Source organism: Oleomonas cavernae (genome assembly GCF_003590945.1).
In the GTDB taxonomy this organism is placed as follows: domain Bacteria; phylum Pseudomonadota; class Alphaproteobacteria; order Zavarziniales; family Zavarziniaceae; genus Zavarzinia; species Zavarzinia cavernae.
Genome location: NZ_QYUK01000008.1, coordinates 325505 through 348898, shown reverse-complemented (window position 1 = coordinate 348898; position 23394 = coordinate 325505). Strand labels below are relative to the sequence as shown.

23 protein-coding genes and 1 tRNA gene are annotated in these 23394 nt (G+C 66.9%); 8 read left to right on the top strand and 16 right to left on the bottom strand.

Annotated features, from left to right (window positions below; translation table 11 throughout):
- Positions 1-7: 7 nt before the first annotated feature.
- The 11 genes from flhA to D3874_RS01865 form a co-directional block, all read right to left on the bottom strand.
- Positions 8-2101 (bottom strand): flagellar biosynthesis protein FlhA, encoded by a 2094-nt coding sequence (flhA, locus tag D3874_RS01910; RefSeq protein ID WP_119775859.1) that lies wholly within the window; start codon positions 2099-2101, stop codon positions 8-10.
- A gap of 178 nt (positions 2102-2279) precedes the next feature.
- Positions 2280-3347 carry a sigma-54 interaction domain-containing protein gene (locus tag D3874_RS01905; protein WP_456306389.1) on the bottom strand — a complete coding sequence of 356 codons (1068 nt, stop codon included), beginning with the start codon at positions 3345-3347 and terminating at the stop codon, positions 2280-2282.
- Between the two features lie 8 nt (positions 3348-3355).
- Positions 3356-3670 (bottom strand): hypothetical protein, encoded by a 315-nt coding sequence (locus tag D3874_RS32355; protein ID WP_456306388.1) that lies wholly within the window; start codon positions 3668-3670, stop codon positions 3356-3358.
- Between the two features lie 24 nt (positions 3671-3694).
- Positions 3695-4024, bottom strand: coding sequence for a flagellar motor switch protein FliN (gene fliN, locus D3874_RS01900; protein ID WP_119775856.1), 330 nt, complete (start codon positions 4022-4024; stop codon positions 3695-3697).
- Positions 4025-4048: 24 nt separating this feature from the next.
- On the bottom strand, positions 4049-4678 hold the full coding sequence (locus D3874_RS01895; protein ID WP_119775854.1) for a FliH/SctL family protein: 630 nt from the start codon (positions 4676-4678) through the stop codon (positions 4049-4051).
- A 14-nt stretch (positions 4679-4692) separates the two neighbouring features.
- On the bottom strand, positions 4693-5718 hold the full coding sequence (gene fliG / locus D3874_RS01890; protein ID WP_119775851.1) for a flagellar motor switch protein FliG: 1026 nt from the start codon (positions 5716-5718) through the stop codon (positions 4693-4695).
- A 1-nt stretch (position 5719) separates the two neighbouring features.
- Positions 5720-7402: a flagellar basal-body MS-ring/collar protein FliF gene (gene fliF, locus D3874_RS01885; protein WP_119775848.1), complete on the bottom strand. Its 1683-nt coding sequence runs from the start codon at positions 7400-7402 to the stop codon at positions 5720-5722.
- A gap of 297 nt (positions 7403-7699) precedes the next feature.
- Positions 7700-7984, bottom strand: coding sequence for a CtrA inhibitor SciP (gene sciP, locus D3874_RS01880; protein WP_119775845.1), 285 nt, complete (start codon positions 7982-7984; stop codon positions 7700-7702).
- 34 nt (positions 7985-8018) lie between these two features.
- Positions 8019-8684 carry a flagellar hook assembly protein FlgD gene (locus D3874_RS01875; protein ID WP_158595777.1) on the bottom strand — a complete coding sequence of 222 codons (666 nt, stop codon included), beginning with the start codon at positions 8682-8684 and terminating at the stop codon, positions 8019-8021.
- Positions 8685-8700: 16 nt separating this feature from the next.
- On the bottom strand, positions 8701-9129 hold the full coding sequence (locus D3874_RS01870) for a flagellar hook-length control protein FliK (RefSeq protein WP_119775839.1): 429 nt from the start codon (positions 9127-9129) through the stop codon (positions 8701-8703).
- Positions 9099-9812 (bottom strand): hypothetical protein, encoded by a 714-nt coding sequence (locus D3874_RS01865; RefSeq protein WP_119775836.1) that lies wholly within the window; start codon positions 9810-9812, stop codon positions 9099-9101. Before D3874_RS01865 ends, D3874_RS01870 begins: the two co-directional genes overlap by 31 nt.
- 170 nt (positions 9813-9982) lie before the next feature.
- Between D3874_RS01865 and mnmA the strand changes: the two genes are divergently transcribed.
- The 3 genes from mnmA (at position 9983) to D3874_RS01850 (ending at position 11918) form a co-directional block, all read left to right on the top strand.
- Positions 9983-11164, top strand: coding sequence for a tRNA 2-thiouridine(34) synthase MnmA (gene mnmA, locus D3874_RS01860; RefSeq protein WP_199698884.1), 1182 nt, complete (start codon positions 9983-9985; stop codon positions 11162-11164).
- 65 nt (positions 11165-11229) lie between these two features.
- A tRNA-Met gene (locus tag D3874_RS01855) sits at positions 11230-11306 on the top strand.
- A 216-nt stretch (positions 11307-11522) separates the two neighbouring features.
- Positions 11523-11918, top strand: coding sequence for a DUF2569 family protein (locus tag D3874_RS01850; RefSeq protein ID WP_119775831.1), 396 nt, complete (start codon positions 11523-11525; stop codon positions 11916-11918).
- Positions 11919-11942: 24 nt separating this feature from the next.
- On the opposite strand, the gene D3874_RS01845 is transcribed toward D3874_RS01850, so the two are convergent.
- Positions 11943-13142 (bottom strand): GGDEF domain-containing protein, encoded by a 1200-nt coding sequence (locus tag D3874_RS01845; RefSeq protein ID WP_119775829.1) that lies wholly within the window; start codon positions 13140-13142, stop codon positions 11943-11945.
- Between the two features lie 142 nt (positions 13143-13284).
- On the opposite strand from D3874_RS01845, the gene D3874_RS01840 reads away from it, so the two are divergent.
- Entirely contained in the window at positions 13285-13572 is a 288-nt protein-coding gene (locus D3874_RS01840; RefSeq protein WP_147385484.1) for a hypothetical protein, read from the top strand.
- Positions 13573-13622: 50 nt separating this feature from the next.
- Here D3874_RS01840 and D3874_RS29020 read toward each other — a convergent pair whose 3' ends face one another.
- The 4 genes from D3874_RS29020 to D3874_RS01825 form a co-directional block, all read right to left on the bottom strand.
- Positions 13623-13868 carry a Rossmann-fold NAD(P)-binding domain-containing protein gene (locus D3874_RS29020; protein WP_199698883.1) on the bottom strand — a complete coding sequence of 82 codons (246 nt, stop codon included), beginning with the start codon at positions 13866-13868 and terminating at the stop codon, positions 13623-13625.
- The gene (locus D3874_RS01835; RefSeq protein ID WP_199698882.1) at positions 13829-14251 is read right to left on the bottom strand and encodes a Rossmann-fold NAD(P)-binding domain-containing protein; all 423 of its coding nucleotides are present in this window, start codon (positions 14249-14251) and stop codon (positions 13829-13831) included. Before D3874_RS01835 ends, D3874_RS29020 begins: the two co-directional genes overlap by 40 nt.
- Positions 14251-16236 (bottom strand): SDR family oxidoreductase, encoded by a 1986-nt coding sequence (locus D3874_RS01830; RefSeq protein WP_119775824.1) that lies wholly within the window; start codon positions 16234-16236, stop codon positions 14251-14253. The genes D3874_RS01835 and D3874_RS01830 overlap by 1 nt, the downstream gene beginning before the upstream one ends.
- Positions 16237-16351: 115 nt before the next feature.
- On the bottom strand, positions 16352-17005 hold the full coding sequence (locus D3874_RS01825) for a TetR/AcrR family transcriptional regulator (protein WP_119775821.1): 654 nt from the start codon (positions 17003-17005) through the stop codon (positions 16352-16354).
- A gap of 142 nt (positions 17006-17147) precedes the next feature.
- Between D3874_RS01825 and D3874_RS01820 the strand changes: the two genes are divergently transcribed.
- From D3874_RS01820 to D3874_RS01805, 4 genes are all read left to right on the top strand, one after another.
- Complete coding sequence (locus tag D3874_RS01820; protein WP_233559788.1) at positions 17148-18323, top strand: acyl-CoA dehydrogenase family protein; 1176 nt, start codon at positions 17148-17150, stop codon at positions 18321-18323.
- Between the two features lie 126 nt (positions 18324-18449).
- Entirely contained in the window at positions 18450-21008 is a 2559-nt protein-coding gene (locus D3874_RS01815; RefSeq protein ID WP_119775818.1) for a peroxisomal multifunctional enzyme type 2, read from the top strand.
- A gap of 20 nt (positions 21009-21028) precedes the next feature.
- Positions 21029-22210, top strand: a complete 1182-nt coding sequence (locus tag D3874_RS01810) for a lipid-transfer protein (protein ID WP_119775815.1) — start codon at positions 21029-21031, stop codon at positions 22208-22210.
- A complete protein-coding gene (locus D3874_RS01805; RefSeq protein WP_147385483.1) occupies positions 22210-23391 on the top strand; it encodes an alpha/beta hydrolase family protein in 1182 nt (393 codons plus the stop codon). The genes D3874_RS01810 and D3874_RS01805 overlap by 1 nt, the downstream gene beginning before the upstream one ends.
- The last annotated feature ends 3 nt before the right edge of the window (positions 23392-23394 follow it).

Genomic DNA, 23394 nt, shown 5'->3' with positions numbered 1-23394 from the left:
ATCCCCCTCAGACCTGGCCCAGCGTGCGGATACGCGCGCGGGGATGGATTTCGTTCTGCGACATCACCACCGTCTGGGGCCGGAAGCGTTCGACGATCGAGCGGACATAGGGGCGGATGGCCGGGCTGGTCAGCAGCACCGGCAGCTCACCGTCGGCCGCGATGCGGTCGAAGGCGGCCTTGACCGACTGGATGAACTGCTGCAGGCGGCTGGGGGCCAGGGTCAACTGCTTCTCCTCGCCGGGGCCGATCAGCGCCTCGGCAAAGGCCTGTTCCCAGTCGGGCGACAGGGGCAGCAGCGGGATGTAACCGCCGGCATTCATGTTGGCGAAGGAGATCTGGCGGGCCAGGCGGCTGCGCACATGCTCGGTGATCACCATGATGTTCTGGCTGTAGCCGACCGCCTCGCCGATGCCTTCCAGGATGGTCGGCAGGTCGCGGATCGAGATGCGTTCGGCCAGGAGCTGCTGCAGCACCCGCTGCACGCCGGCGATGGTGAAGCGGCCGGGGATCAGGTCGGCGATCAGTTTCTGCTGCGGCTTGGCCAGTTCGTCGAGCAGTTTCTGCGTCTCGGTGTAGGACAGCAGCTCGGCCATGTTGTCCTTGATCACCTCGGTCAGGTGGGTGCTGATCACGGTCGCCGGGTCGACCACGGTGAGGCCGCGGAACGAGGCCTCCTCGCGCAGGGAGGGATCGATCCAGGCCGCCGTGAGACCGAAGGTCGGCTCCACCGTCGGCTCGCCGGGCAGGCCCACGGGCTCGCCGCGGGGATCCATGACGAGCAGCATGTGGGGGCGAATGTCGCCGCGCCCGGCCTCCATTTCCTTCACCCGCAGGACATAGGTGTTGGAGGTGAGCTGGACATTGTCGAGGATGCGCACCGCGGGCATGACGAAGCCCATCTCGGCCGCGATCTGGCGGCGCAGGGCCTTGATCTGCTCGGTCAGGCGCACGCCGGTGCCGTCGTTGATCAGCGGGATCAGGCCATAGCCCAGTTCCAGGCGCAGGCTGTCGATCGCCAGCGCGGTCGAGATCGGCTCTTCGACCGGCACGGCGCGGCTGGCATCCGCCTGCGCCTTGTCGGCGGCCCGGGCCTCGGCTTCCTGGCGGCGGTTGATGCGATAGGCGAAATAGCCGGCGCCCCCGGCCAACACCAGGAAGGGCAGGGCCGGCATGCCCGGCAGCAGGGCCAGGGTCAGCGCCAGGGCGGCGGCCATGCCCATGGCCCGGGGCGAGCCGCCCAGTTGCCCGAACACCGCCTTGTCGGCGGTGCCGCGGGTGCCGCCCTTGGTCACCATCAGGCCGGCCGCGGTCGAGACGATCAGCGCCGGGAACTGGGTGACCAGGCCGTCGCCGACCGTCAGGGTCGAATAGGTGTGCATGGCGTCGCCCGCCGACATGCCGTTCTGCATCGTGCCGATGATGACGCCGCCGATCAGGTTGATGGCAGTGATCAGCAGGCCGGCGACGGCATCGCCGCGGACGAACTTGGCGGCACCGTCCATGGCGCCGAAGAAGGTCGATTCCTGTTCCAGCTCGGTGCGGCGCCGGCGCGCCTCGGCCTCGTCGATCAGGCCCGACGACAGGTCGGCGTCGATCGCCATCTGCTTGCCGGGCATGGCATCCAGGGTGAAACGCGCTGCGACCTCGGCGATGCGGCCCGAGCCCTTGGTGATGACGACGAAGTTCACGATCACCAGGATCGCGAAGACGATCACGCCGATCAGGAAATTGCCGCCCATGACCAGGGCGCCGAAGGCGGCGATGACGTCGCCCGCCGCATGGGTGCCCTCGTGGCCGGCTTCCAGGATCAGCCGGGTCGAGGCCAGGTTCAGCGCCAGCCGCAGCATGGTGGCGATCAGCAGCACCGTCGGGAACGAGTTGAAATCCAGCGGCTTTTCGATGAACAGCGAGGTCATCAGGATCAGCACGCTGAGCGTCACCGAGAGGGCGAGCGAAATGTCGAGCAGCCAGCTCGGCATCGGGAAGATCAGCACGGTCAGGATGACGATGACGCCGACCGCCATCAGGATATCGCCGCGCCGCAGGGCGGTGTTGATCCTGCCCAGCACCGTGGGACCCGCTACCTGCACGTCACTCATCGGGCGATCCTTGTCGAGGCCCCGGGGCCGCGTTGCGCGTCCTTCGAGACGCCCCGCTGCGCGGGGCTCCTCAGGATGAGGTAAGTCATTATGCCACCAAGATTCTCCTCATCCTGAGGAGCCGCCGAAGGCGGCGTCTCGAAGGACGCAGGATGCCGGGGCATTTTCTCGGCCATGGTCAGCAGGCGAGGCCGCTGCGGGCTTCGCCCGGCGTCGGCACGGGGACGCCTTCGTCGGTGTACTGCTTCAGCTTGTTGCGCATGGTGCGGATCGAAATCCCCAGGATGTTCGCGGCATGGGTACGATTCCCTAGGCAGTGGTCGAGCGTATCGAGGATCAGGTCGCGCTCGACATCCGCCACCGTGCGGCCGACCAGGCCCTTGGGCGCCGCGCCCGTGGCGGCGGACGACACGGCAAGGGTGACGGCACCCGGGGTCGAGGCATTGATGAAATCGGTGGCGCCGGGGCGCGAGCCGTCGGGCAGGACGATGGCCGACGGTTCGATGACGGGGCTGGGCGACAGCAGCACCGCCCGGTGCATGGTGTTTTCCAACTCGCGCACGTTGCCCTTCCAGGCATGGCCCAGCAGCAGCTTGCGGGCCTCTTCGGGCAGGGACTTGGGACCGGTCGCGTTCAGCTCAGCATATTTGCGCACGAAGTGATCGGCCAGTACCAGGACATCGGCCGGGCGCTTGCGCAGCGGCGGGATCTTGAGATTGACCACGTTCAGGCGGAACAGCAGGTCTTCGCGGAACGTGCCCTTGCGGACTTCCTCGGTCAGGTCGCGATTGGAGGTTGCGATGACGCGGATGTCGACCTTGACCGGCTTGGACCCGCCCACCCGGTCGATCTCGCGCTCCTGGATCGCGCGCAGCAGCTTGGCCTGCAGGCGGACATCCATTTCCGAGATTTCGTCGAGCAGCAGGGTGCCGCCGTTGGCTTCCTCGAACTTGCCGACGCGCCGCGTCACGGCGCCGGTGAAGGCGCCCTTCTCGTGGCCGAACAGTTCGGATTCCAGCAGGTTTTCAGGGATCGCGGCGCAGTTCACCGAGACGAAGGGCGCATTCGCCCGCCGGCTCTTGCGGTGGACGTAACGCGCCATGACCTCCTTGCCGGTGCCGGACTCGCCGGTGATCAGGATCGACGCCTCGCTGGGCGCGACCTGGTCGGCCAGGCGCACGATCTCGGCCATGGCGGGATCGCGCACCAGCAGGGTGTGGCTTTCCTCGGCCACCGCTTCCAGCACGGCGGCGATCAGGTCGGCTTCCGGGGCAGGGGCACATATTCCTTGGCCCCGGCGCGGATCGCCATGACGGCGGCGCGCGTGTCCGAACCGATGCCGCAGGCGACCACCGGGATATGGATGTGCTCGGTGGCCAGGGCCTGGATCAGGGCGGCGATATCCAGCCGGACATCGACCATCAGCAGGTCGGCGCCGCGTCCCGAGCGAAGGGCGTTGAGCGCCGCCTCGACCGACTCGGCCTGCGCCACCTTGGCCCCCCGGGCCATGGCGATCTTGGACGCCGCGCCGAATTCGCCCGACAGGGAACCGACAATGAGTAACCGCATCTTTCGTACTCCCGCCCCGTCGCGCTAGCGACGGTCGCCCTTGATGATTTCGGTCATGGTGATCCCTAAGCGATCTTCGACGACCACCACTTCGCCGCGGGCCACCAGCCGGTTGTTCACGTAGATGTCGATCGCTTCGCCGACCTTGCGGTCGAGTTCGATCACGGCGCCGCGCCCGACCCGCAGCAACTGGCTGACCTGCAGCCGGGCCTTGCCCAGCACGGCCGAAACCGCGACGGGAATGTCGAAGACCGCCTCCAGTTCCTGGGCGTTCCGCGTGACATCGCTGTCGTCCTGGGCGACGCTGTAGCCGTCCTCGAGTTCTTCGAGCGTCATATCCTGCTCACCGGCCATTGCGGTTCACTCCTGTCTTGCGTTTCACGCGCGCCGTGCCGCGACATAGCGGCCGACCGTGGCATCGACCGTCCGCATCAAGGCGCCCATGTCGCGCAGGATGCCGCCGTGGGCCCATTCGATGCGGACATCGCTGCGGGCCAGGGCCTGGTCCGCCAGCACGATCAGCCGGCCCGGGAAGGCCTGCGCCGCCGCGGTCGCCTCGAACAGCGGGCGGGCCTCGTCCAGCAGATCCGGATGGGCATAGACGACGATGCGTGGTTCGTCCTTGAGATCCTGGATGCAGGCCGTGACCATCGCCGTCATTTCGGCCAGCGGCAGTGCCGCGGTCAGGGTCTCGCACAGGCGCCGGGCCACCGTATGGCCCAGGGTTGCGGCATCGGCGGTCAGGGCGGCCTGCCGGCCGGCCAGGGACTGTGTAACGGCAGAAATTTCCTGCGCCAGGGCGGTGCTCGCCTGGGCCAGGGCGGCGGCGTTGGCCCGTGCCTGCTCGGCGCGCCCGGCCGCCTCGCCTTGCGCAAAGGCCTGCTGCCGAACGGCGTCGAGCTCAGCCGCCGTGAAGGTCGGCTCGGGCGGGGCCTGCTGCTTGCGACGGCTGCCGGGGGCTTCGAAGCTGGTGTCGAAGGTGAATTTCACGGGTTCATGGGCCATCATGGGTCATCCCGCCGTCAATAAACCAGCTCGTCGTCGCCCTTGGCGTCGGCGAGAACGATCTGGCCCTGGGCAGAAAGGTCCTTGGCGCTCTGCACCATCTGCATCTGCGCCTCGTCGACATCGCGCAGGCGCACCGGGCCCATCTGCTCCATCTCTTCCTTCAGCAGCTTGGCGGCGCGTTCCGACATGTTGGAGAAGAACATGTCGCGCAGCGTGTCCGAGGCGCCCTTCAGCGCCAGGGCCAGGCGGCTCTTCTCGATCGCGCGCATCAGCACCTGGATGCCGCTGGGGTCGAGCTTCTGGAGATCCTCGAAGGTGAACATCAGGGCCTTGATCCGCTCGGCCGAGTCGCGGTTGCGCTCTTCCAGGGCGGTGATGAACTTGGCCTCGGTGGCACGGTCCAGGTTGTTGAAGATCTCGGCGATCAGCTCGTGGGCGTCGCGCCGGGCGGTCCGGGCGAGGTTGGACATGAATTCGTTGCGTAGGGTCTGCTCGACCTTGTCGAGCACTTCCTTCTGCACCGATTCCATCTTCAGCATCCGGTTGACCACTTCCAGCGCGAAATCCTCCGGCAGGTTGGCCAGCACGCGGGCGGCATGCTCCGACTTGATCTTGGACAGCACCACGGCGACGGTTTGCGGGTATTCGTTCTTCAGGTAGGCGGCCAGAACCTGCTCGTTCACGTTACCCAGCTTGTCCCACATGGTACGGCCCGCGGGGCCGCGGATCTCTTCCATGATCTGGACGACGCGGTCGGTCGGCAGCGACTTGGACAGCAGCCGCTCGGTCGACTCGAACGAGCCGATCAGCGAGCCCGACGCCGTCATGTTGGAGGCGAACTCGACGAAGACGCGCTCGACCAGGCCGGAGTTCACCCGGCCCAGGGTGGCCATGGCCGAGGAAATCTCCTTGATCTCGTCATCGTCCATCAGGCGCCACAAGGGCGCGCCGTGATCCTCGCCCAGGGCGAGCATCAGCACGGCTGCCTTTTCGGGGCCGGTCAGGTTGCGGTTGTCGTCTTTCTGGGTTGCGGTCGCCATGTTATGCCTCGCGATACATCCAGTTGCGCATGATCGCGATCGCCTCCTCAGGGTGCTTCTCGACGATTTCGCCCACTTTCTTCAGGCTCGAGGCTTTCACCCGGCCTTCGACGTTGGCGATGTCCACCATCTGGTCGATCTCGCCGGCGATGCCGCTGGACGGGGCCGGCATGATTCGGCCGTCCGGGCCGGCGATGGCGAGTTGCGCTGCGGGGCCGCCCAGTTGTGCCGCACCGGGGTGCCCCATCGAGCCGCCGCCGGCCACGGCGCCGGCAAACTGCGTCCCCGCCAGCGGCGCCAGCAGGCGGCCGACCATCGGGCGGACCACGAACAAGGTCAGCAGGATGGCGACCAACCCTAAGATCGCGATCTCGCCGATCTGGAAATAGTCCGCCTTGGTCAGGCCCAGGAAGCCTTCCGCGGCCGGGGCGCCGCCGGCGTCCCCGGCATTGGCATCGACGAAGGGCAGGTTGACCACGCGTACCTGGTCGCCGCGCTTCTCGTCAAAGCCGATGGCCGATTTGACCAGGGTTTCGAGTTGGTCGAGTTCCTGCTGCGGGCGCGGCTGATAGGTGCGGGTGCCGTCGGCCTGGGTCACGAAGGTCCCGTCGACCAGGATCGCGACCGACAGGCGCTTCACCCGGCCGCCCTCCTGCACGATGGTCTTCTCGGTGCGGGAGATTTCGTAGTTGATGGTCTCTTCGTTGCGGTCGGTCTGGGACTGGGTGCCGTTGCCGGCGCCGGCCGGCTGGCTGCCGGGCAGGTTGCTCTGCACGCTGACCGGCGGGGTGCTGGCCTCTGTGTTGCGGCCGCGGTCGGTGACGGTCTGGGTCGAGCGCACCACCTGGCCGTCGGGATCGTAGGTCTGGGTCTGGGTCGTGACCCGGTCGTAGTCGAGCTCGGCGGCCACCTCGGCGCGCACCTTGTCGAAGCCGACGGAGGATCCGACCAGTTGCTCCAGGGCCCGGCGCATGCGGGTTTCGTAGTCGCGGGTCTTGCTGGCAACGGCTTCCGCCGCGCTGTCGGCGCCTTCGTTGGCGACGCCCGAGGCCAGCAGATTGCCGTGGTCGTCGACGATCGAGACGCGATCGGGTTTGAGGCCCGGCACGGCCGCTGCGGTCAGTTGCTGGATGGCGCGCACCTGCGAGCTGTCGAGGCTGCCGGACTTGAGCTTGAGGACGATGGAGGCCGAGGGCGCCTCGGTCTCGCGGTTGAAAAGCTGCCGCTGCGGCAGTACCAGGTGTACGCGGGCGGAGGCGATGCGGTCGATGGCGCCGATCGAGCGGGCGATCTCGCCTTCGAGCGCGCGCAGATGATTGATGTTCTGGACGAAGCTGGTGGTGCCGATCGAGTCCGAACGGTCGAACAGCTCGTAGCCCATCGAACCGCCCGCGGGCATGCCGCTTTCGGCCATCGCCATGCGCAGGCGGGCGACCTGGTCGGCCGGCACCATGATGCGGGTGCCGTCGGCCGACAGAGTATAGGGTACCTTCATGGTTTCGAGCTGTTCGACGATGCGGCCCGAGTCCGCCAGCGCCAGGTCGCCATAGAGCAGCGCCATGGGCGGTGCCATCATGCGGTTGGCGGCAAAGATCAGGAAGGCGGCCAGTGCCACGACGATGCCGGCAATCGACACCAGGCGCCTGACGCCCAGTTGCCGCAGTCTGTCGATAATCGCGTTCATCGCGCCCCCGGGAAGTTCCAGCCCTGGAGCAGTGTCGCCACCGCCCTAGGCAATAATTTCCCAGGCTTGGTTGAATAAGTGATTAACGCGCGGAAAACTGCTTCTCTCGGGTGGTTTCCCTCCGCCCACACCACCCAAACTCGTCATGGCCGGCCTTGTGCCGGCCATCCACGTCGGCAAGCTGCCTCTTGCGTCAACGAATGTGGCTCGTCCCGACGTGGATGCCCGGCACAAGGCCGGGCATGACGATAGAGAGTTGTGCGCACCGGTTGGTGCGTGGTCTGGCGGCTTTTGAAATCAGAACTCGCGGTAGTCCTGGAGACGGGTTGCGCGCAGGCCCGGCAGGCCGAAGGCGTCGATCGCCCGCTGCCAGGACAGGAATTCCTCGATCGAGAGGGTATAGCGGGCGCAGGCGTCCTCGAGGCTGATCAGGCCGCCGCGCACGGCCGCCACGACCAGGGCCTTGCGCCGGATCACCCAGCGCTTGGTCTCGGGCGGCGGCAGGTCTTCGATGCGCAAGGGGCGGCCGTCGGGGCCGGGGACCCCGTCGAGCATTTCCTGCATGTAGCTGCGCCGCGTCATGCCCACAGGGTAAAAGCCGCGGGTTAACAGCCGCCTAAGACGCCGCGGGGGCGTAAATGCCCTTCACCTTGTCGATCGCGACGGTGCCCGATTTGGTGACCAGCGAGAGCGCACTGCCCGAAGCTTCGACGCCGGTGACGGTGGCGATGCTGCCGATCGTGCTGGTGACCGCCTTGCCGCTGCCGTCGACCGCGGTGACCTTCAGGGTGTAGTTGCCCGCGGCCACGGCATTGCCGCTCGCATCCTTGCCGTCCCAGGTCAATTCGTGCGCGCCGGCGGCCGTGCTGGCGGCAAGCGTGCGCACGACATGGCCCTTGGCGTCGACCACGGCGACCTGGGCCGCCGACGCCGACCCGTCGAGCGAATAGCGCCAGGTGAGCGGATCGCCCGAATAGGCGTTGGTGGCGCTGTCGACCTCGATCTGCTTGCCGATGTAGCCGATCGAGTCGGTGGTCGTCTTGCCCTGGAGCATGGCCAGCATGCTTTCCAGCGTCTTGTTGGTGTTGATCGATTGCTCGACCTGGCTGAACTGCACCAACTGGCTGGTGAACTCGTTGGAGTCGAGCGGCTTGAGCGGATCCTGGTTCTGCAACTGGGTGGTCAGCAGGGTCAGGAACGAGGAGAAGTTCTTGGCCAGGTTCACCGAACTGGTGGCGGCCTGGGTCGGCGTGCTGGTGGTGCCCTGGACGGCGCTGGTCATGGGGTTCTCCTTCCGGTCAGACTTCGAGGTCGACGGCGCTGGTGGTGGTGGTGTCACGGCGGCGGCCGGCGGCGGCCAGCTTGGCCGTCGATTCGGTTTGGGCGGTCGCGCCGGCGCGGCTGCGGTTGCGCCGGCCGCCACCGTCGCCGCCGGTATTGCCGCCGGTGCGGTCATCGCGCAGGGCGAAGTTCAGGCTGCTGCCGTCACCGGGCAGGCCCTGGCCGCCCAGGGCCCGGGCCAATTCGCCCCGGTCGCGTTCCAGCAGGTGAAGGGTCTCGGGCCGGTCGGCGAAGACATGGGCGGTGAGGCGGCCGTCGTCGGCGAATTCGAGGCGGACATCGATGCGGCCCAGATCGTCGGGCGTCAGGCTGATCTCGAAGACCTTCTCGCCTGCCGCCGCGTGCTTCGCGATGCTCAGGCCCAAGGCCTCGGGGGTAAGGGGCACGGGTGCCGCGCGGGGGCCGCGGCCTCGTGGCCATGGGGCGAAGGCGGCGGCGTCACCACCGGCGTGCCGGTCCCCGCGGTCGCGACCTGGCTGTTGTCGGCGGTTGGCGCGGGCGCCGGGGGCATGTCGGCGGTCGCCGCGGCATCATCGGCCGGGGCCGACGCGGTGTCGTCGCCATCGGTCTTCGCGGCGGCTTCGGCAGCTTCCGCACCTGCCTTGGCGGCGGTCGCCAGCGCCTCGCGCGGGTCGGGCTTGGCCGTTGCCTCGACGCCGCCGGCCGGTGCCTTTGGTGCGTTCGGGGCGGCTTGGGCCGGGGCGGTCAGGCCTTGCAGCATCTGGGTCATGACAGCCGCTGGATCGGTCGCGGCGTCGTCCGCCACCTTCTCGCTCGCCAGGGCGGCGGCGCTGTCTTCCAGGCGGGTGCCGGGATTGGCGCCCTTGCCGCTGCTCTCCACCGTCATGGTCGCGTCGTCGACGGGGGCCTGCGCCGTGGCGGGGGCAGGCGCCTGATCGGTCGCCGCTGTCTTCTTCTCCAACCGGGCCGCCTGTTTGGCGTGCCGGGCCCCCGACTGCTCGTCCAGCCGCTCGGCAAAGCTCGGCGCGCCGTCCCGCTCGCGCGGCGGCTCGGCGCTGGCCGAGGGGGCCGGGTTGCTGACGGGGGCGGGGAGAGGGGCGATATCCATGGGGCTTCCGATGCCTGTACCGCGCAAGTCGCTGCAGGGATCGGGCCAAGGGCGGAAACCCTGGCGCGGCGCGGGGTTGCGGCCGGGGCGCTGCGTGTTGCGGCTGGCACAGCCCGGCAATTCCTTCCGTCCGCTTGTCCATCCTTGCCGGGCGGCTTATGGTCCCGCCCATGATTGAGCCGGCCGACCTCGACGCCTTGCTGTTGCCGACCGCCGCGGACGACCTGCCCGCCGGCGCGCGCATTGTCGTGGCCATGTCCGGCGGGGTGGATTCATCTGTTACCGCCGCGCTGATGAAGGCGCGCGGCTATGATGTCGTGGGTATCACCCTGCAGCTTTACGACCAGGGCGCCGCCGCGGGCCGCAAGGGCGCCTGCTGCGCCGGCCTCGACATCCGCGATGCCCGCCGGGTGGCCGAGCAGGTGGGCATTCCCCACTTCGTGCTCGATTACGAGCAGGCCTTCCGCGCCAATGTGATCGAGCCCTTCGTCGACTCTTATCTGGCGGGCGAGACGCCGGTGCCCTGCGTCCGCTGCAACCAGACGGTCAAATTCCGCGACCTGTTGGGCGCTGCCCGCGACCTGGGCGCGATGGCCATGGCGACCGGCCACTATGTGCGCCGGATAAGCGGTCCCGACGGCCCGCACCTCTACCGCGGCCACGATCCGGCCCGCGACCAGAGCTATTTCCTGTTCGCGACCACCCAGGCAGAGCTCGATTTCCTGCGCTTTCCGCTGGGCGGGATCGAAAAGCCGATGGTGCGCGCCCTGGCCGCGCGCTTAGGGCTGGCCGTGGCCGAAAAGCCCGACAGCCAGGACATCTGCTTCGTGCCCAGCGGCGGCTATGCCGCGGTGGTGGAGAAGCTGCGCCCCGGCGCCATGGACCCCGGCGAGATCGTCGATATCGAGGGCCGGGTCCTTGGCACGCACGATGGCGTGATCGGCTTTACCGTGGGCCAGCGCAAGGGCCTGCGCATCGGCGGCGGCGTGACGCAGGACAATGCCCCGCTCTATGTCGTGCGCCTGGAGCCCGAGAGCCGGCGCGTGGTGGTCGGCCCGCGCGAAGCCCTGGCGCGCGCCCATATCGCGCTCAGCGACCTGAACTGGCTGGCGCCGGCGCCGGACGCGGCCGTGCCCGTGCTGGCCCGCATCCGCTCGGCGCGCGAGCCGGTGCCGGGCCTGTTCCGGCGCGACCCGCAGCACCCGCGCCGGGCCGCCGTGATGCTGGAGACGCCGGAATATGGCGTGGCGCCGGGCCAGGCCTGCGTGCTTTACGACGCCGCAGCGCCGCAGCGGGTGCTGGGCGGCGGCTGGATCGTCAAGGAAACAGCCGCGGCGCGCCCCGCGGCTTGACAGGGACGGCATCCCCCGCCTATATCAGCGGCCTCGCGGCGCAAGGCGTCTGCGCACCTGATCGGGGTGGAGTAGCTCAGTTGGTTAGAGCGGCGGAATCATAATCCGTAGGTCGGGGGTTCAAATCCCTCCTCCACTACCACCGATCCCCCCTTCGTTGTCGTAACGGTCCCGGCGGAAACTTCTCGACAGAATAGGTCCGGGAAAGTCGCACCGGAACGGCAATAATTTTTCCAGGCCAAATTGCCGCTCCGCTACTGTCTTGTGCTAAAAAAAGAGGGTCAACCTACGGGGCGGTCAGGTTGTGACACAAAAAAAACCGGCAAATGACCCATCCGGCTCAGGAGTAAGCTTCCTGGTGCTCCTAGTCGTTGTCGCCCTGGGTGTTGCATTGCAGGGAATCGTGCTGGCCAATGACAATCCTGCTCTGTTCATCGGAGTGATGCCCCTGCAACAGGATGTCATGCAGGCTTGGCAAATAGAGCGGTTTGCTAAGTTGATATTGTTTCTCGTTGGTCTTCGTTGTCTTTATTTAGTGCTTCGCAGGGATCGGCGACTGCCCGAATTGTTTTCGATTTGGCTCTGCTTGTGGCTTGCCGTCATCATCGTCGATGGATTGGCGCTCAAGCTGATTTTCGACATACCGTTGGACAATCGGTGGATCTGGCAAGTCATCGTGGGCGCCGTCATCTGCGTGGCGGGGGTTTCCTATGCCAATAGTTCGACGAGCGTCAGAAGCACCTTCGTGAAATAGGGCTGCGGGCAAGTGCCCGCGATCTCAAAGCGATGCGGAAAGCCTGAGGCGCGGTTCGTTGTGGAAGACCGCCCGGTCGCGGCCGGTAAGCTTGGCCTGGTAAAGGGCGCGGTCGGCGCGGTCGAACAGGCTGGGCCAATCCTCCTGCGTGTTTCCCGACAGCAAGGCACCGCCGATCGAGATGGTGATCGAGATCGCCTCGCCATCGAGATGGGCGGCCGGCGACTGGCGGATCGCGCGCAAGATCCTGTCGGCGACCTGGCCGGCACCGTGCGTGTTGCATTCCGGCAGCAGGACGACGAACTCCTCGCCGCCGATGCGGGCCAGCGTGTCGAAGCCGCCGATGCAGCCGCGCACGCGGTCGGCCACCGAGCGCAGGACGTCGTCGCCGATCTTGTGACCGTGGCGATCGTTGATGCCCTTGAAATCGTCGAGATCGAGCACCAGCACGGCCAGGTCGCCACGGCTGCGCAGGCGCCGGCTCAACTCCCGCTCGATGATGAAATCCAGGGCCCGCCGGTTGAGGGCATTGGTCAGCGGATCTTCGGTCGCCGCCCGTTGCAGCGCCAGTTGGTTGCGCGCAGCCATGAAGGCGAAGTTGCCCACGGCATTGGTAATGATGAACAGGAAGAAGCCGGCGAAGGAGAGCACGAGCGAAACGCTGGGACTCATCAGCGAGGTCAGCCCGTCGCCGAGAGTCAGGGGAACCCGGGCGACATTGATCAGGACGAGGAGGGCGATGCCGGCCACCTGAAAGCGGATCACGGGCCGTAGGGCAGGCTCGCGCACCGCCGCCAGCATGCGGATGATCAGCAGGGGCTCGATGATGCCGGCGGCCGAAAACACGACGATGCGCAGGCCGAGCGAGGGCCAGACGAACGTCAGCGCCAGTTGCACGAGGACCAGGCCGGCGACCAGGGCGGCATCGATACGGATCGGGCGGCGCGGCTGGTCGGTCAGATGGGCGAGGCCGCGATGCAGCAGGACCAGAAACAGGCCGACGCCCAGGTTGCACAGGCCGACCGACAGCGCCTCGGGCATGAAGGGGCGGGCGAAGGCGCCGGCGACACCGACGGTGCAGGCGCCGTAAGCCAGGAAAAAGGTCTGGCTCGACCGATAGCGCAGCCCAGCCAGATAAAGCGCGCCATAAGCCACGGTGACCACTGTGATGAGGATGGTCAGGGCGATGGCAAAAGTCGGAACATGTATGACCGAGGCAGCCACGTGAGCGCTCCTCCCTGTCCCCATCCTCCGCCACAATCGTTAACGGATTGCCTAAGGGCGGTGCCCTTGCCGCGATGCCCGCCGCCGGCATCTACTGTGGGGCCGGGGTCAAGGGGCCGGCATACTGAACGAGGGGAGCGCAATGATCGAGCCGCTTAAACCTTGGCCGCCGCTGCGGGTGATCACGCTCGTGCTGGTGTGCCTGGAAACCATGCTGGGCGGGATCATGGTGATCAGCGGGTTGACCGCGAACTCGGATCCTGCCGGCGAGGGCCTGGCGCAGGCCTTCGCCGTGATCTTCGGCTTTCTGCTGGCGGTCTTCACCTTGCCGGCCCTGATCCTGGTGATCCGCGGCCAATTGCTGTTGCTGGGCTTCGTCCTGTCGCTGATGCCGGTGCTGGCGATCATGGTGTTGTTCGTCGGCTTCTAGGCACGACCCCATGATCGTCATTCCGGCGAAGGCCGGGATGACGGGCGGGGCTATAGTGCTTCGGACTCGACGATATTCACGCCCGGCGGGGTGGCCAGGGCGCCCTGGATCAGGGCCTTGGCGATCTGGGTGGGGGTCACCACGCGGTAGCGGCGCGGGATGATGGGGGCCAGGTGCCGCACGATGCTCATGCCCAGCGACTCCATCGCGCGCGGCGGGTTGCGCTCGCCATCGATGCCGGACGGCCGCACGATGGTCAGCGAGGCAAAGCCGACGCCGGCCAGTTCCTTCTCCAACTCCCCTTGGTGCGCAGGTAGAAGGAGGGCGAGCGGGCGGATGCCCCAACCGAGGAGGTCAGGGCATAGGCCGGGGTGCTGTGCCGGCGGGCGAGCCGGGCGACGGCCAGCGGATAGTCGTAGTCGACCTTGCGGAAGGCGGCTTGCGAGCCGGCGATCTTCTGGGTGGTGCCCAGGGTGCAGATGACCGCACCCGCCTGCCACCAAGGGGCATCCTCCGGCAGGGCATCGAAATCCACCACCGGGTTTTCGAGCTTGGGGCCAGCCGGCAGGGGCCGCCGGGTCGGGGCGACCACCTTGGTTACCCGCGGGTCGGCCAGGGCCAGGGCAAGCGTGTGCTGCCCGACCAGGCCCGTGGCGCCGACCAGCAGCAGGGTTGTCATTACCAGTGCTCGCCCTTGAACACGTTGGAGAAGATGACCTGCTCGACCGACGGCTTGCCGCCTTCCTTGACACTCTTGGCCGCGGAGGAGGAGGGGAACAGGCGGAAGCCCTGGGAGAGGATGTAGTCGTTCAGCTTGGGCCACACGGCATAGGACAGGGCCGCGGCGGTGCCGACACCGGTGGCGATGCTCTTGGGCCGTTCGACGATCGCCTTGATCACCGTGTTGCCCGCGCGCTCCGGGCTCCAGGTCGGGACATAGTCGTAGAGCTTGGTGGGCGCGATCATGGGGGTGCGCACCAGCGGCATGTAGATCGCGGTGATTTCGATATCGCGGGCCTTCACCTCGGCCGAGAGGCAGCGGCTGAAGGCGTCGAGCGCCGCCTTGCTGGCGACATAGGCCGAGAAGCGCGGTGCATTGGCCAGCACGCCGATCGAGCTGATGTTGATGATGTGGCCGCTCTTGCGCTCGGCCATCGACGGCAGCAGCTTCATGATCAGGCGCACCGGCCCGAAATAGTTGAGCTGCATGGTGCGTTCATAGTCGTGGAAGCGGTCCAGGCTTTCGAACACGGCGCGGCGGATGGAGCGGCCGGCATTGTTGATCAGCACGTCGACATGGCCGAAGTCGCGCAGGATCGCCTCGGCCATGGCGTCGATCGCATTGAGATCGCTCAGGTCGCAGGAGTAGACATAGGCCTCGCCGCCGGCCTTCTGGATGATCTTCTGCGCCGATTCCAGCTTCTCCAGGCCGCGGGCGACCAGGACCACCTTGGCGCCGGCCGCCGCCAGCTTCTTGGCGGTGACGAGGCCGATGCCGGACGAGGCGCCGGTGACCACCACCACCTTGCCTTGGAGCTTGCGCAGCAGGCGGGGCGGGACGTCGGTCTCGAAATCCAGGTGCTGTTCCCAGTACTGCCACAGCTTGTCGGCGTAATCATGGAGGTCCGGGCAGCGCACGCCGCTGCCTTCCAGCGCCGCGCGCGCCTGCTTGTCGTCGAAGATGGTGCGGTTGAAGGCCTGGCCCAGCACCGACACCGGCAGGCCCAGGGTCTTCGACACCTGGCGCTTCACGGCGTCGGGCACCAGCTTGCCCATGCGCTTGGTGAATTCGCCCGCCACGCGGGAAACCAGGGGCAGTTCGAAGCGCTTGGCGAATTCGGGGCCGTGGGCGGCGCTCATGATGGTCTGGAGCAACTGCCCCACGGTGGGCGAGGGCGACTGGATCAGGAAGAAGGCCTTGCCGTCCAGGCCCGGCTTGTGGGCGATCACGTCCATGGCGGCGGCAACGTAGTCGACGGGGACGAGCGCCACCCGGCCGCCTTCGATGCCCAGCAGCGGCAGCCACTTGGGGATGGCGTGGGAGAGTTTCTGGATGGTCTTGAAGAAGTAGTAGGGGCCGTCGACCTTGTCCATCTCGCCGGTGCGGCTGTCGCCCACCACCGCGCCGGGACGATAGATGCGGAAGGGCACCTTGCTCGCCTCGCGGACGATCTTCTCGGATTGGAACTTGGTGCGGTAATAGGGGTGGCTGACGTCCTGGCCCTCGTCGAACATGTCTTCGCTGAAGACGCCGGCGAAACCGTCGCCCGCCACCGCGATGCTGGAGACATGGTGCAGGGTCACCTTGCCGCCCAGGCTGTTGGCGAAGTCGACGACGTTGCGGGTGCCCTCATTATTGATCTTGTCGCCCGTCGCATCGTCCATGTTCATGTCGTAGACGGCGGCCAAGTGGAAGATGTGGTCGATCTTGCCTTCGAGCTTCTTCAGGTCGGCGATGGCCACCAGGCCGTCCTGGGTGACGTCGCCCTCGACCATGTGCAGCCGGCCCTCGGCCGCGTCGCCGAAACGCTCCAGCAGGGCGTCGTACTTCTCGCGGGACGAGGGGCGGACCAGCACGTAGATCTGCGCCTTCGGCCGGGCGAGCAGGCGTTCCAGCAGGAACTTGCCGATGAAGCCGGTGGCCCCGGTGAGAAAATAGTTCATGACGCGCTGGCCCTTGTCATTTTTGGATCGGGAATGCCCGCGTGGGGCGCTGACACGCAAGATACCGGTACTGGAACGCCTGATCTGTGGCCGGCCCGCCGTCTGGCGTCAACCGTTACGTTTGCCGCGGCTTGAGGCCGGCGGTGAAGGTGCCCAGGGTCAGGGCGGCCATGTCGTCGGGCGCGGGGTCGCGCCCGGCCTTCCACCAACGGGCGATGCCGTTGAAGGCCGAGAACAGGGTGTAGGTGGTCAGGCGGGTGTCGCAGGGGCCGATCGAGCCGTCGGCCATGCCCTCGACGAGGAATTCCTCGACCTTGTTGGTCAGGGCGCGGCGGCCGGCCAGGTTCGATTTGCGTGAGTCAGGCTCCAGCCAGCGCGGATCGGTCAGGGCCAGGCAGCGGCCGAAATCGTCGCACAGCAGCCGCGTGTAATGGCGGAAGAAGGTCTCCAGGCGCTCCAGCCCGGTGTGGCAGGTCAGGATTTCGGCCGCGGCAAGCTGCATCTGGGCCAGGGCCACGCCGCTGCACTCGAACAGCAGGGCATCCTTGCTCTCGACATAATAATAGATCGAGGGCTTGGTGACATTCAGCCGGTCGGCCAGGTCGCTGAGCGAGGTTTCGTGGAAGCCGCGCTCGTTGAACATCTGCGCCGCCGCCCGCAGGATCTCGTGGCGCCGGGCGCGGAATGCCTCCTCGGTGCCGCCGGGCGGCCGCCCGGGCGAGCGCTTGGGCTTGGCGCTCGCGCTACCGCCTTGATTCTGCACCACCATTCCGCGGCCTCCTGGTCTTGGTTTTACAGCCCGTGACGGCGCTTGTCTGCCACCATCGCGATCTTCGCGAAATCCATCTTGCCCGCCCTTTATAATATGATATACCGACTAGTAAGTTTAAATAAATAGGCGGGAGATGGTCATGGATGGCAGCGTCTTGATGGAGGGCTATGTCTCGCCCTGGATGAACGAGGATCTGGCGATCTTCCGCGACCAGGTGCGGCGTTTCTTCGAGCGCGAAATGGTCCCCCATGTCGAGAAATGGCGGAAGCAGCACCGGGTCGACCGCGAAGCCTGGTTGAAGGCGGGCGAGGCCGGCATCCTGTGCGCCTCCATCCCCGAGGAGTACGGCGGTGCCGGCGGGACGTTGGCCTATGAGGCGGTGATCGCCGAGGAAGCGGCCCGCACCGGCGTGGGCAGCGGTTTTGGCGCCGGCAACGGCGTGCATTCGGCGATCTGCGCCCACTACATCCTGGCCTATGGTACCGAGGAACAGAAGCAGCGCTGGCTCCCGAAGATGGCGTCGGGCGAGATGATCTGCGCCGTGGCGATGACCGAGCCGGGCACGGGGTCGGACCTGCAGGCGGTGCGCACGATCGCCAGGCGCGAGGGCGACGACTACCTGATCTCGGGGCAAAAGACCTTCATCACCAACGGCCAGAATGCCGATCTGGTCATCGTCGTGGCCAAGACCGATAGGGAAGCGGCGGCCCACGGCATTTCGCTGATCGTGGTCGAGGTCAACGACGCGCCGGGCTTTCGCCGCGGCCGCAACCTGGAAAAGATCGGCATGGCCGACCAGGACACGTCGGAACTGTTCTTCGACGATGTCCGCGTGCCGGCGCAAAACGTCCTGGGCGGGGCCGAGGGCCAGGGCTTCATGCAATTGATGCAGCAACTGGGCTGGGAGCGCGTCTCCTGCGCCCTGGGCGCGGTCGTGTGCATGGAAATGGCGGTCAAGGAGACGGTCAAGTACACGAAGGAGCGCAAGGCCTTCGGCAAGCCGATCATCCATTTCCAGAACACCCAGTTCAAGCTGGCCGAATGCAAGACCGCGGCGGTGGCGGCGCGCATCTTCATCGACAATGTGATGGTGCGGCAACTGGACGGCACGCTCGATCCCATCACCTCGGCCATGGTCAAGTGGTGGTGTACCGAGCAGAACTCCAAGGTCGTCGACGAGTGCCTGCAGCTCCATGGCGGCTATGGTTACATGATGGAATATCCCATTGCCCGCATGTGGACCGACACGCGCGTGCAGAAGATCTTCGCCGGCACCAACGAGATCATGAAGATGATCATCGGCCGGACACTCTAGGAGTTCGTCATCCCGGCCTTGAGCCGGGATCTCATCGAGGTTACGCAACCACGCCCCATCCTGCCCAAGATCCCGGCTCAAGGCCGGGATGACGAGAGGGGGAGGGGCTGCAAGGAGAGAGACACCATGAGCAATGACTTGCGTTACGACGGCCGGGTTGTCGTCATCACCGGGGCCGGCAACGGCCTGGGCCGTTCTCATGCCCTGCTGTTTGGTGCCCGCGGCGCCAAGGTGGTGGTCAACGACTTAGGGGGAGGCGCCCATGGCGGCGGCAAGTCGTCGGCCGCGGCGGACAAGGTGGTCGACGAGATCCGTAGCGCAGGCGGCGAGGCGGTCGCGAATTACGACTCGGTCGAGGATGGCGACAAGATCGTACAGACGGCGCTGGATCATTTCGGCCGCATCGACGTGCTGATCAACAATGCCGGCATCCTGCGCGACGCGAGCTTCGCCAAGATGACCGACGAGGACTGGGACCTGATCTACCGCGTACACCTGCGCGGCAGCTACAAGGTCAGCCACGCCGCCTGGCCGCACATGCGCGCGGCGGGTTACGGCCGCATCATCATGACCACGTCCAGCGCTGGGATTTACGGCAACTTCGGCCAGGCCAACTACAGCGCGATGAAGCTGGCCCTGCTGGGCCTGGGCAATACCCTGTCCCACGAGGGCCGGGCCAAGAACGTCAATGTGAACACGATCGCGCCCATCGCCGGCTCGCGCCTGACCGAGACGGTAATGCCGGCCGACGTGGTCGCGGCCCTGAAGCCCGAATTCGTCAGCCCCCTGGTCGCCTGGCTGGCCCACGAGGATTGCAGCGAGACCGGCGGCCTGTTCGAGGTGGGTGCTGGCTTCATGGGCAAGCTGCGCTGGGAACGCACCCTGGGCCACAATTTCCGCGGCCGCAGCTTTAGCCCCGAGGATGTCGCCGCGAAGTGGGAGAAGATCACTGATTTTGCCGAGGCCAACCACCCGGCCAATGTGAACGAGAGCTTCGGCCCGATCATGGCCGAGATGGGCAAGCCCGGCAAAGGCGGCAACGAATTCATCGATGCCGATGAGGCGACCAGTGCCGCCCCCATCGAGATGACCTCGAGCTATGACGAGCGCGACGTCTCGCTCTATGCCCTGGGCATCGGCGCCGCCCGCAATCCGGCCGAGGAGAGCGAGCTGGGCCTGGTCTACGAGCTGAACAACGACGGGTTCCACGTCCTGCCCACCTATGGCGTGATGCCCTCGTCCAACGCGTTCCTCAAATTGGCGCAACAGGGCCACAAGTTCCCCGGCTGCAACTTCGGCTTCGACCGCATCCTGCATGGCGAACAGTTCACCGAAATTGTCCGGCCGATGCCGCCCAGGGCCAAGCTGAGCCACAAGACCCGGGTGAAGGATGTCTTCGATAAGGGCAAGAATGCCCTGATCACCTATGCGACCGAGACTTTCGACGAGGCGGGCGATCTGCTCGCCTATAACGAGATGACGGCGGTGGTGCGCGGGGCCGGCGGCTGGGGCGGCGATCGCGGCCCCTCGGTCGAGGTGAACGTGCCGCCCGATCGCGCGCCCGACGCGGTGATCGAGGAGAAGACCGACGAGAACCAGACCCTGCTCTACCGCCTCTCGGGCGACTGGAACCCGCTGCACGCCGATCCGGCCTTCGCCCGCGCCTTCGGCTTCGACAAGCCGATCCTGCACGGGTTGTGCTTCTTTGGTTACGCCGGGCGCCATGTGGTGAAGGCGTTCTGCGGCAACGACCCGCGCCGCTTCAAGAACATCAAGGTGCGCTTCGCCGACAGCGTCTTCCCGGGCGAGACCCTGGTCACCGAGATGTGGAAGGAAAGCGACAACCGCATCGTCTTCCGCATGAAGGTGAAGGAGCGCGACAAGGTGGTCTTGAGCAACGCCGCCGTCGAACTCTATAGCGAGATCCCCAAGGCGAAGGCCAAGACGGCGGCACCGTCGGCGGTTGCCGCGGCACCGGTCGCCGGGCCGTCGACCGCCGATGTCTTCGCGGCGATCGGCGCCTATGTCGAGAAGACGCCGGGCCTCGCGGCCAAGGTGGGCACGGTCTACCAGTGGAACATCACCGGGCCCAACAGCAATTGGGTGCTGGACCTGAAGAACGGTGCTGGTTCCTGCAAGCCGGGCGTGGCCGAGAAGCCGGACTGCACCATCGCGGTCGCCGAAAGCGATTTCATCGACCTGTGCTCGGGCAAGGCGGATGCGCAGAAGCTGTACTTCGGCGGCAAGCTGAAGATCACCGGCAATATCATGGCCTCGCAGAAGCTGGGCTTCCTCAAGGATGTCCGGATCGAGGCGGGGGCTGCCGGCACGGCGCCCGCCGCGGCGGCGCCGGCTGAGGCGGAAGCGGCGCCGGTGCAGCCGCGCACGGGTCCCGTCTTTGCCGCCATCGCGGCGCGGCTGAAGGCCGGCGCCGAGGTGGGCGGGGTGTTGCAGTTCAATGTGCATGCCCCCGACGCCGCCTGGGTGATCGACCCCGGGAAGGGCACGGTCAGCGAGGGCCGGGCCGATGCGCCCGCCGCCACCATCGGCATCGACGACGAGGACCTGCTGGCGCTCGCGCAAGGCGCCGTCGCCGCCAGGGACCTGTTCCAGAAGGGCAAGCTGAAGGTCGACGGGGATATCCGCGTTGCCCACCGGCTCGATGCCCTGACCCGCCTGAACTGAACCACCGGAAGGAGATAGCCATGGGCCGTCGCGTAAACGTCATCGGGGTCGGCATGACCAAGTTCGCCAAGCCGGGCGCCTCGGACGAATATCACATCATGGCGCGGGATGCGGGGCGTCTCGCCCTGGCCGATGCCGGCATCAGCTACGACGAGATCGAGCAGGTCTATGCCGGCTATGTCTACGGCGACAGCACCTGCGGCCAGCGCGCGGCCTATACGCTGGGCATGACCGGCATCCCGGTGTTCAACGTCAACTCCAACTGCTCCACGGGGTCGAGCGCGCTCTACCTCGCCCGCCAGGCGGTGGAGAGCGGCATGGTCGAATGCGCCCTGGCGCTGGGCTTCGAGAAGATGGCGCGCGGCGCCCTGGCCGCGGCCTTCAACGACCGCGAAAGCCCGATGCAGCCCCAGGCCGAGATGATGGTCGAGGTCCAGGGCCTGAGCCGGGCGCCGGGGGCCGCCCAGATGTTCGGCGGCGCCGGCCGCGAATACCGCTGGAAGCACGGCACCAAGCGCGAGACCTTCGGCAAGATCGCCGAGAAGGCGCGCCTGCACGCCTCGCGCAACCCCTACGCCCTGTTCAATCAGGTGCTGAGCCTGGACGAGATCATGGCGTCGGAGGAGGTGTTCGACCCCCTGACCCGCTTCCAGTGCTGCCCGCCCACCTGCGGGGCGGGGGCGGCGGTGCTGTGCTCGGACGACTTCGCGGCCAGGCATGGCATCACCGATGCGGTCTATATCGCCGGCCAGGCCATGACCACCGACTATCCCTCCTCGATCGAGGAGAAGAGCATGATCAAGATGATCGGCTTCGACATGACCGCCAGCGCGGCCAGGCAGGTCTATGAGAAGACCGGAATCGGGCCCGATGACGTCGATGTGGTGGAATTGCACGATTGCTTCACGGCCAATGAACTGCTGACCTATGAGGGTCTCGGCCTGTGCGGCGACGGCCAGGCCGAGAAGTTCATCTGGGACGGCGACAATACCTACGGCGGCAAATTCGTGGTGAATCCTTCCGGCGGCCTGCTGTCCAAGGGCCACCCCCTGGGTGCCACCGGCCTGGCCCAGTGCACCGAGCTGGTCTGGCAGTTGCGCGGCACGGCGGATCAGCGCCAGGTCGCCGGTGCCCGCATCGCCCTCCAGCACAATCTGGGCCTGGGCGGCGCCTGCGTCGTCACCCTGTACCGCCGCGATTGATGGGGGTCCGTAAAGCAGCGCTTGCCGAGCCGCCCGCTCCCTGGTGGGAGCGGGTGCCCAAGGACTATCATCGCCGCCCGGTCGGCACCGAGATCGACCGTCGTTACCCGTTGACGACGGCGATCTCGGCCGGCCTGGACATGCTGACCTGCACCGGCCTGGGCGCGACCGTGGGCAGCCTGCTGGCCGCCAACATGATGATGCCGGGGCAGAATTTCGCCCGCGAGATCGCCAGGCTGGACATCTACGCCACCTTGGCCGCCAACGGCGCCGCCGCCGCCAGCTTCCAGGCGCCGCCGGCCCAGGTGCCGGTGATCGAAACCTCGACCGTGTTCTTCGGCTTCCAGCCGTTCAGCATCCGCACCAGCCTGCTGTCCTTCGACAGTCCCTATGAGCCGGTCGACAAGGCCATTCGCGGCCCCTACGCCCGTATGGGCGGGGGCGGGCGGGCCTATGCCCAGTACTGGTCGCACCGCGGCGGCGCCCGCAAGACGCTGATCTTCGTCCATGGCTTCATCGCCGATCCCTATTGGTTCAATGCCCGCATGTTCGGGCTGCGCAAGCTCTACCAGGCCGGCTACGACATCCTGCTGGTTACCCTGCCGTTCCACGGCTATCGCAAGGCCTGGTTCGAGCCGTTCAGCGGCTTTGGCTATTTCAGCCGGGGCATGGGCCATATCAACGAGGCGATGCTGCAGGCCGTGCTCGACCTGCGCATCTTCGTCGATTACCTGCTGAAACGCGGCGCGCCGCATGTCGGCATCGCCGGCTACAGCCTGGGCGGCTATATGTCGGCGATCATGGCGGCGGTGGAGCCGCGCCTGTCCTTCGCCATTCCCATGTGCCCGGTGGTCTCCGTCGTCGACGCGGCGATGGACTGGCCCAGCACCCGGCTGCTGTTTGGCCAGTTTCTGCGCCTGACCGGCCTCGACCTGCCCGACCTGCGCCAGGCGACGGCGGTGCATTCGCCGCTGACCTATGCCCCCGCGCTGCCCGCCGGCCGGCGCCTGATCATGAGCGCGTCGGGCGACCGCCTGACCACGCCGCGCCAGGTCGCCCTGCTGCGCGATCATTGGCCGGGCAGCGAGATGTACTGGTTCCCCGGCAACCATCTGATGCATTTCGAGCGGGCCAAATATCAGGAGCATATGCGTCGGTTCATGGACCGTTGCACCGCCTGAAGC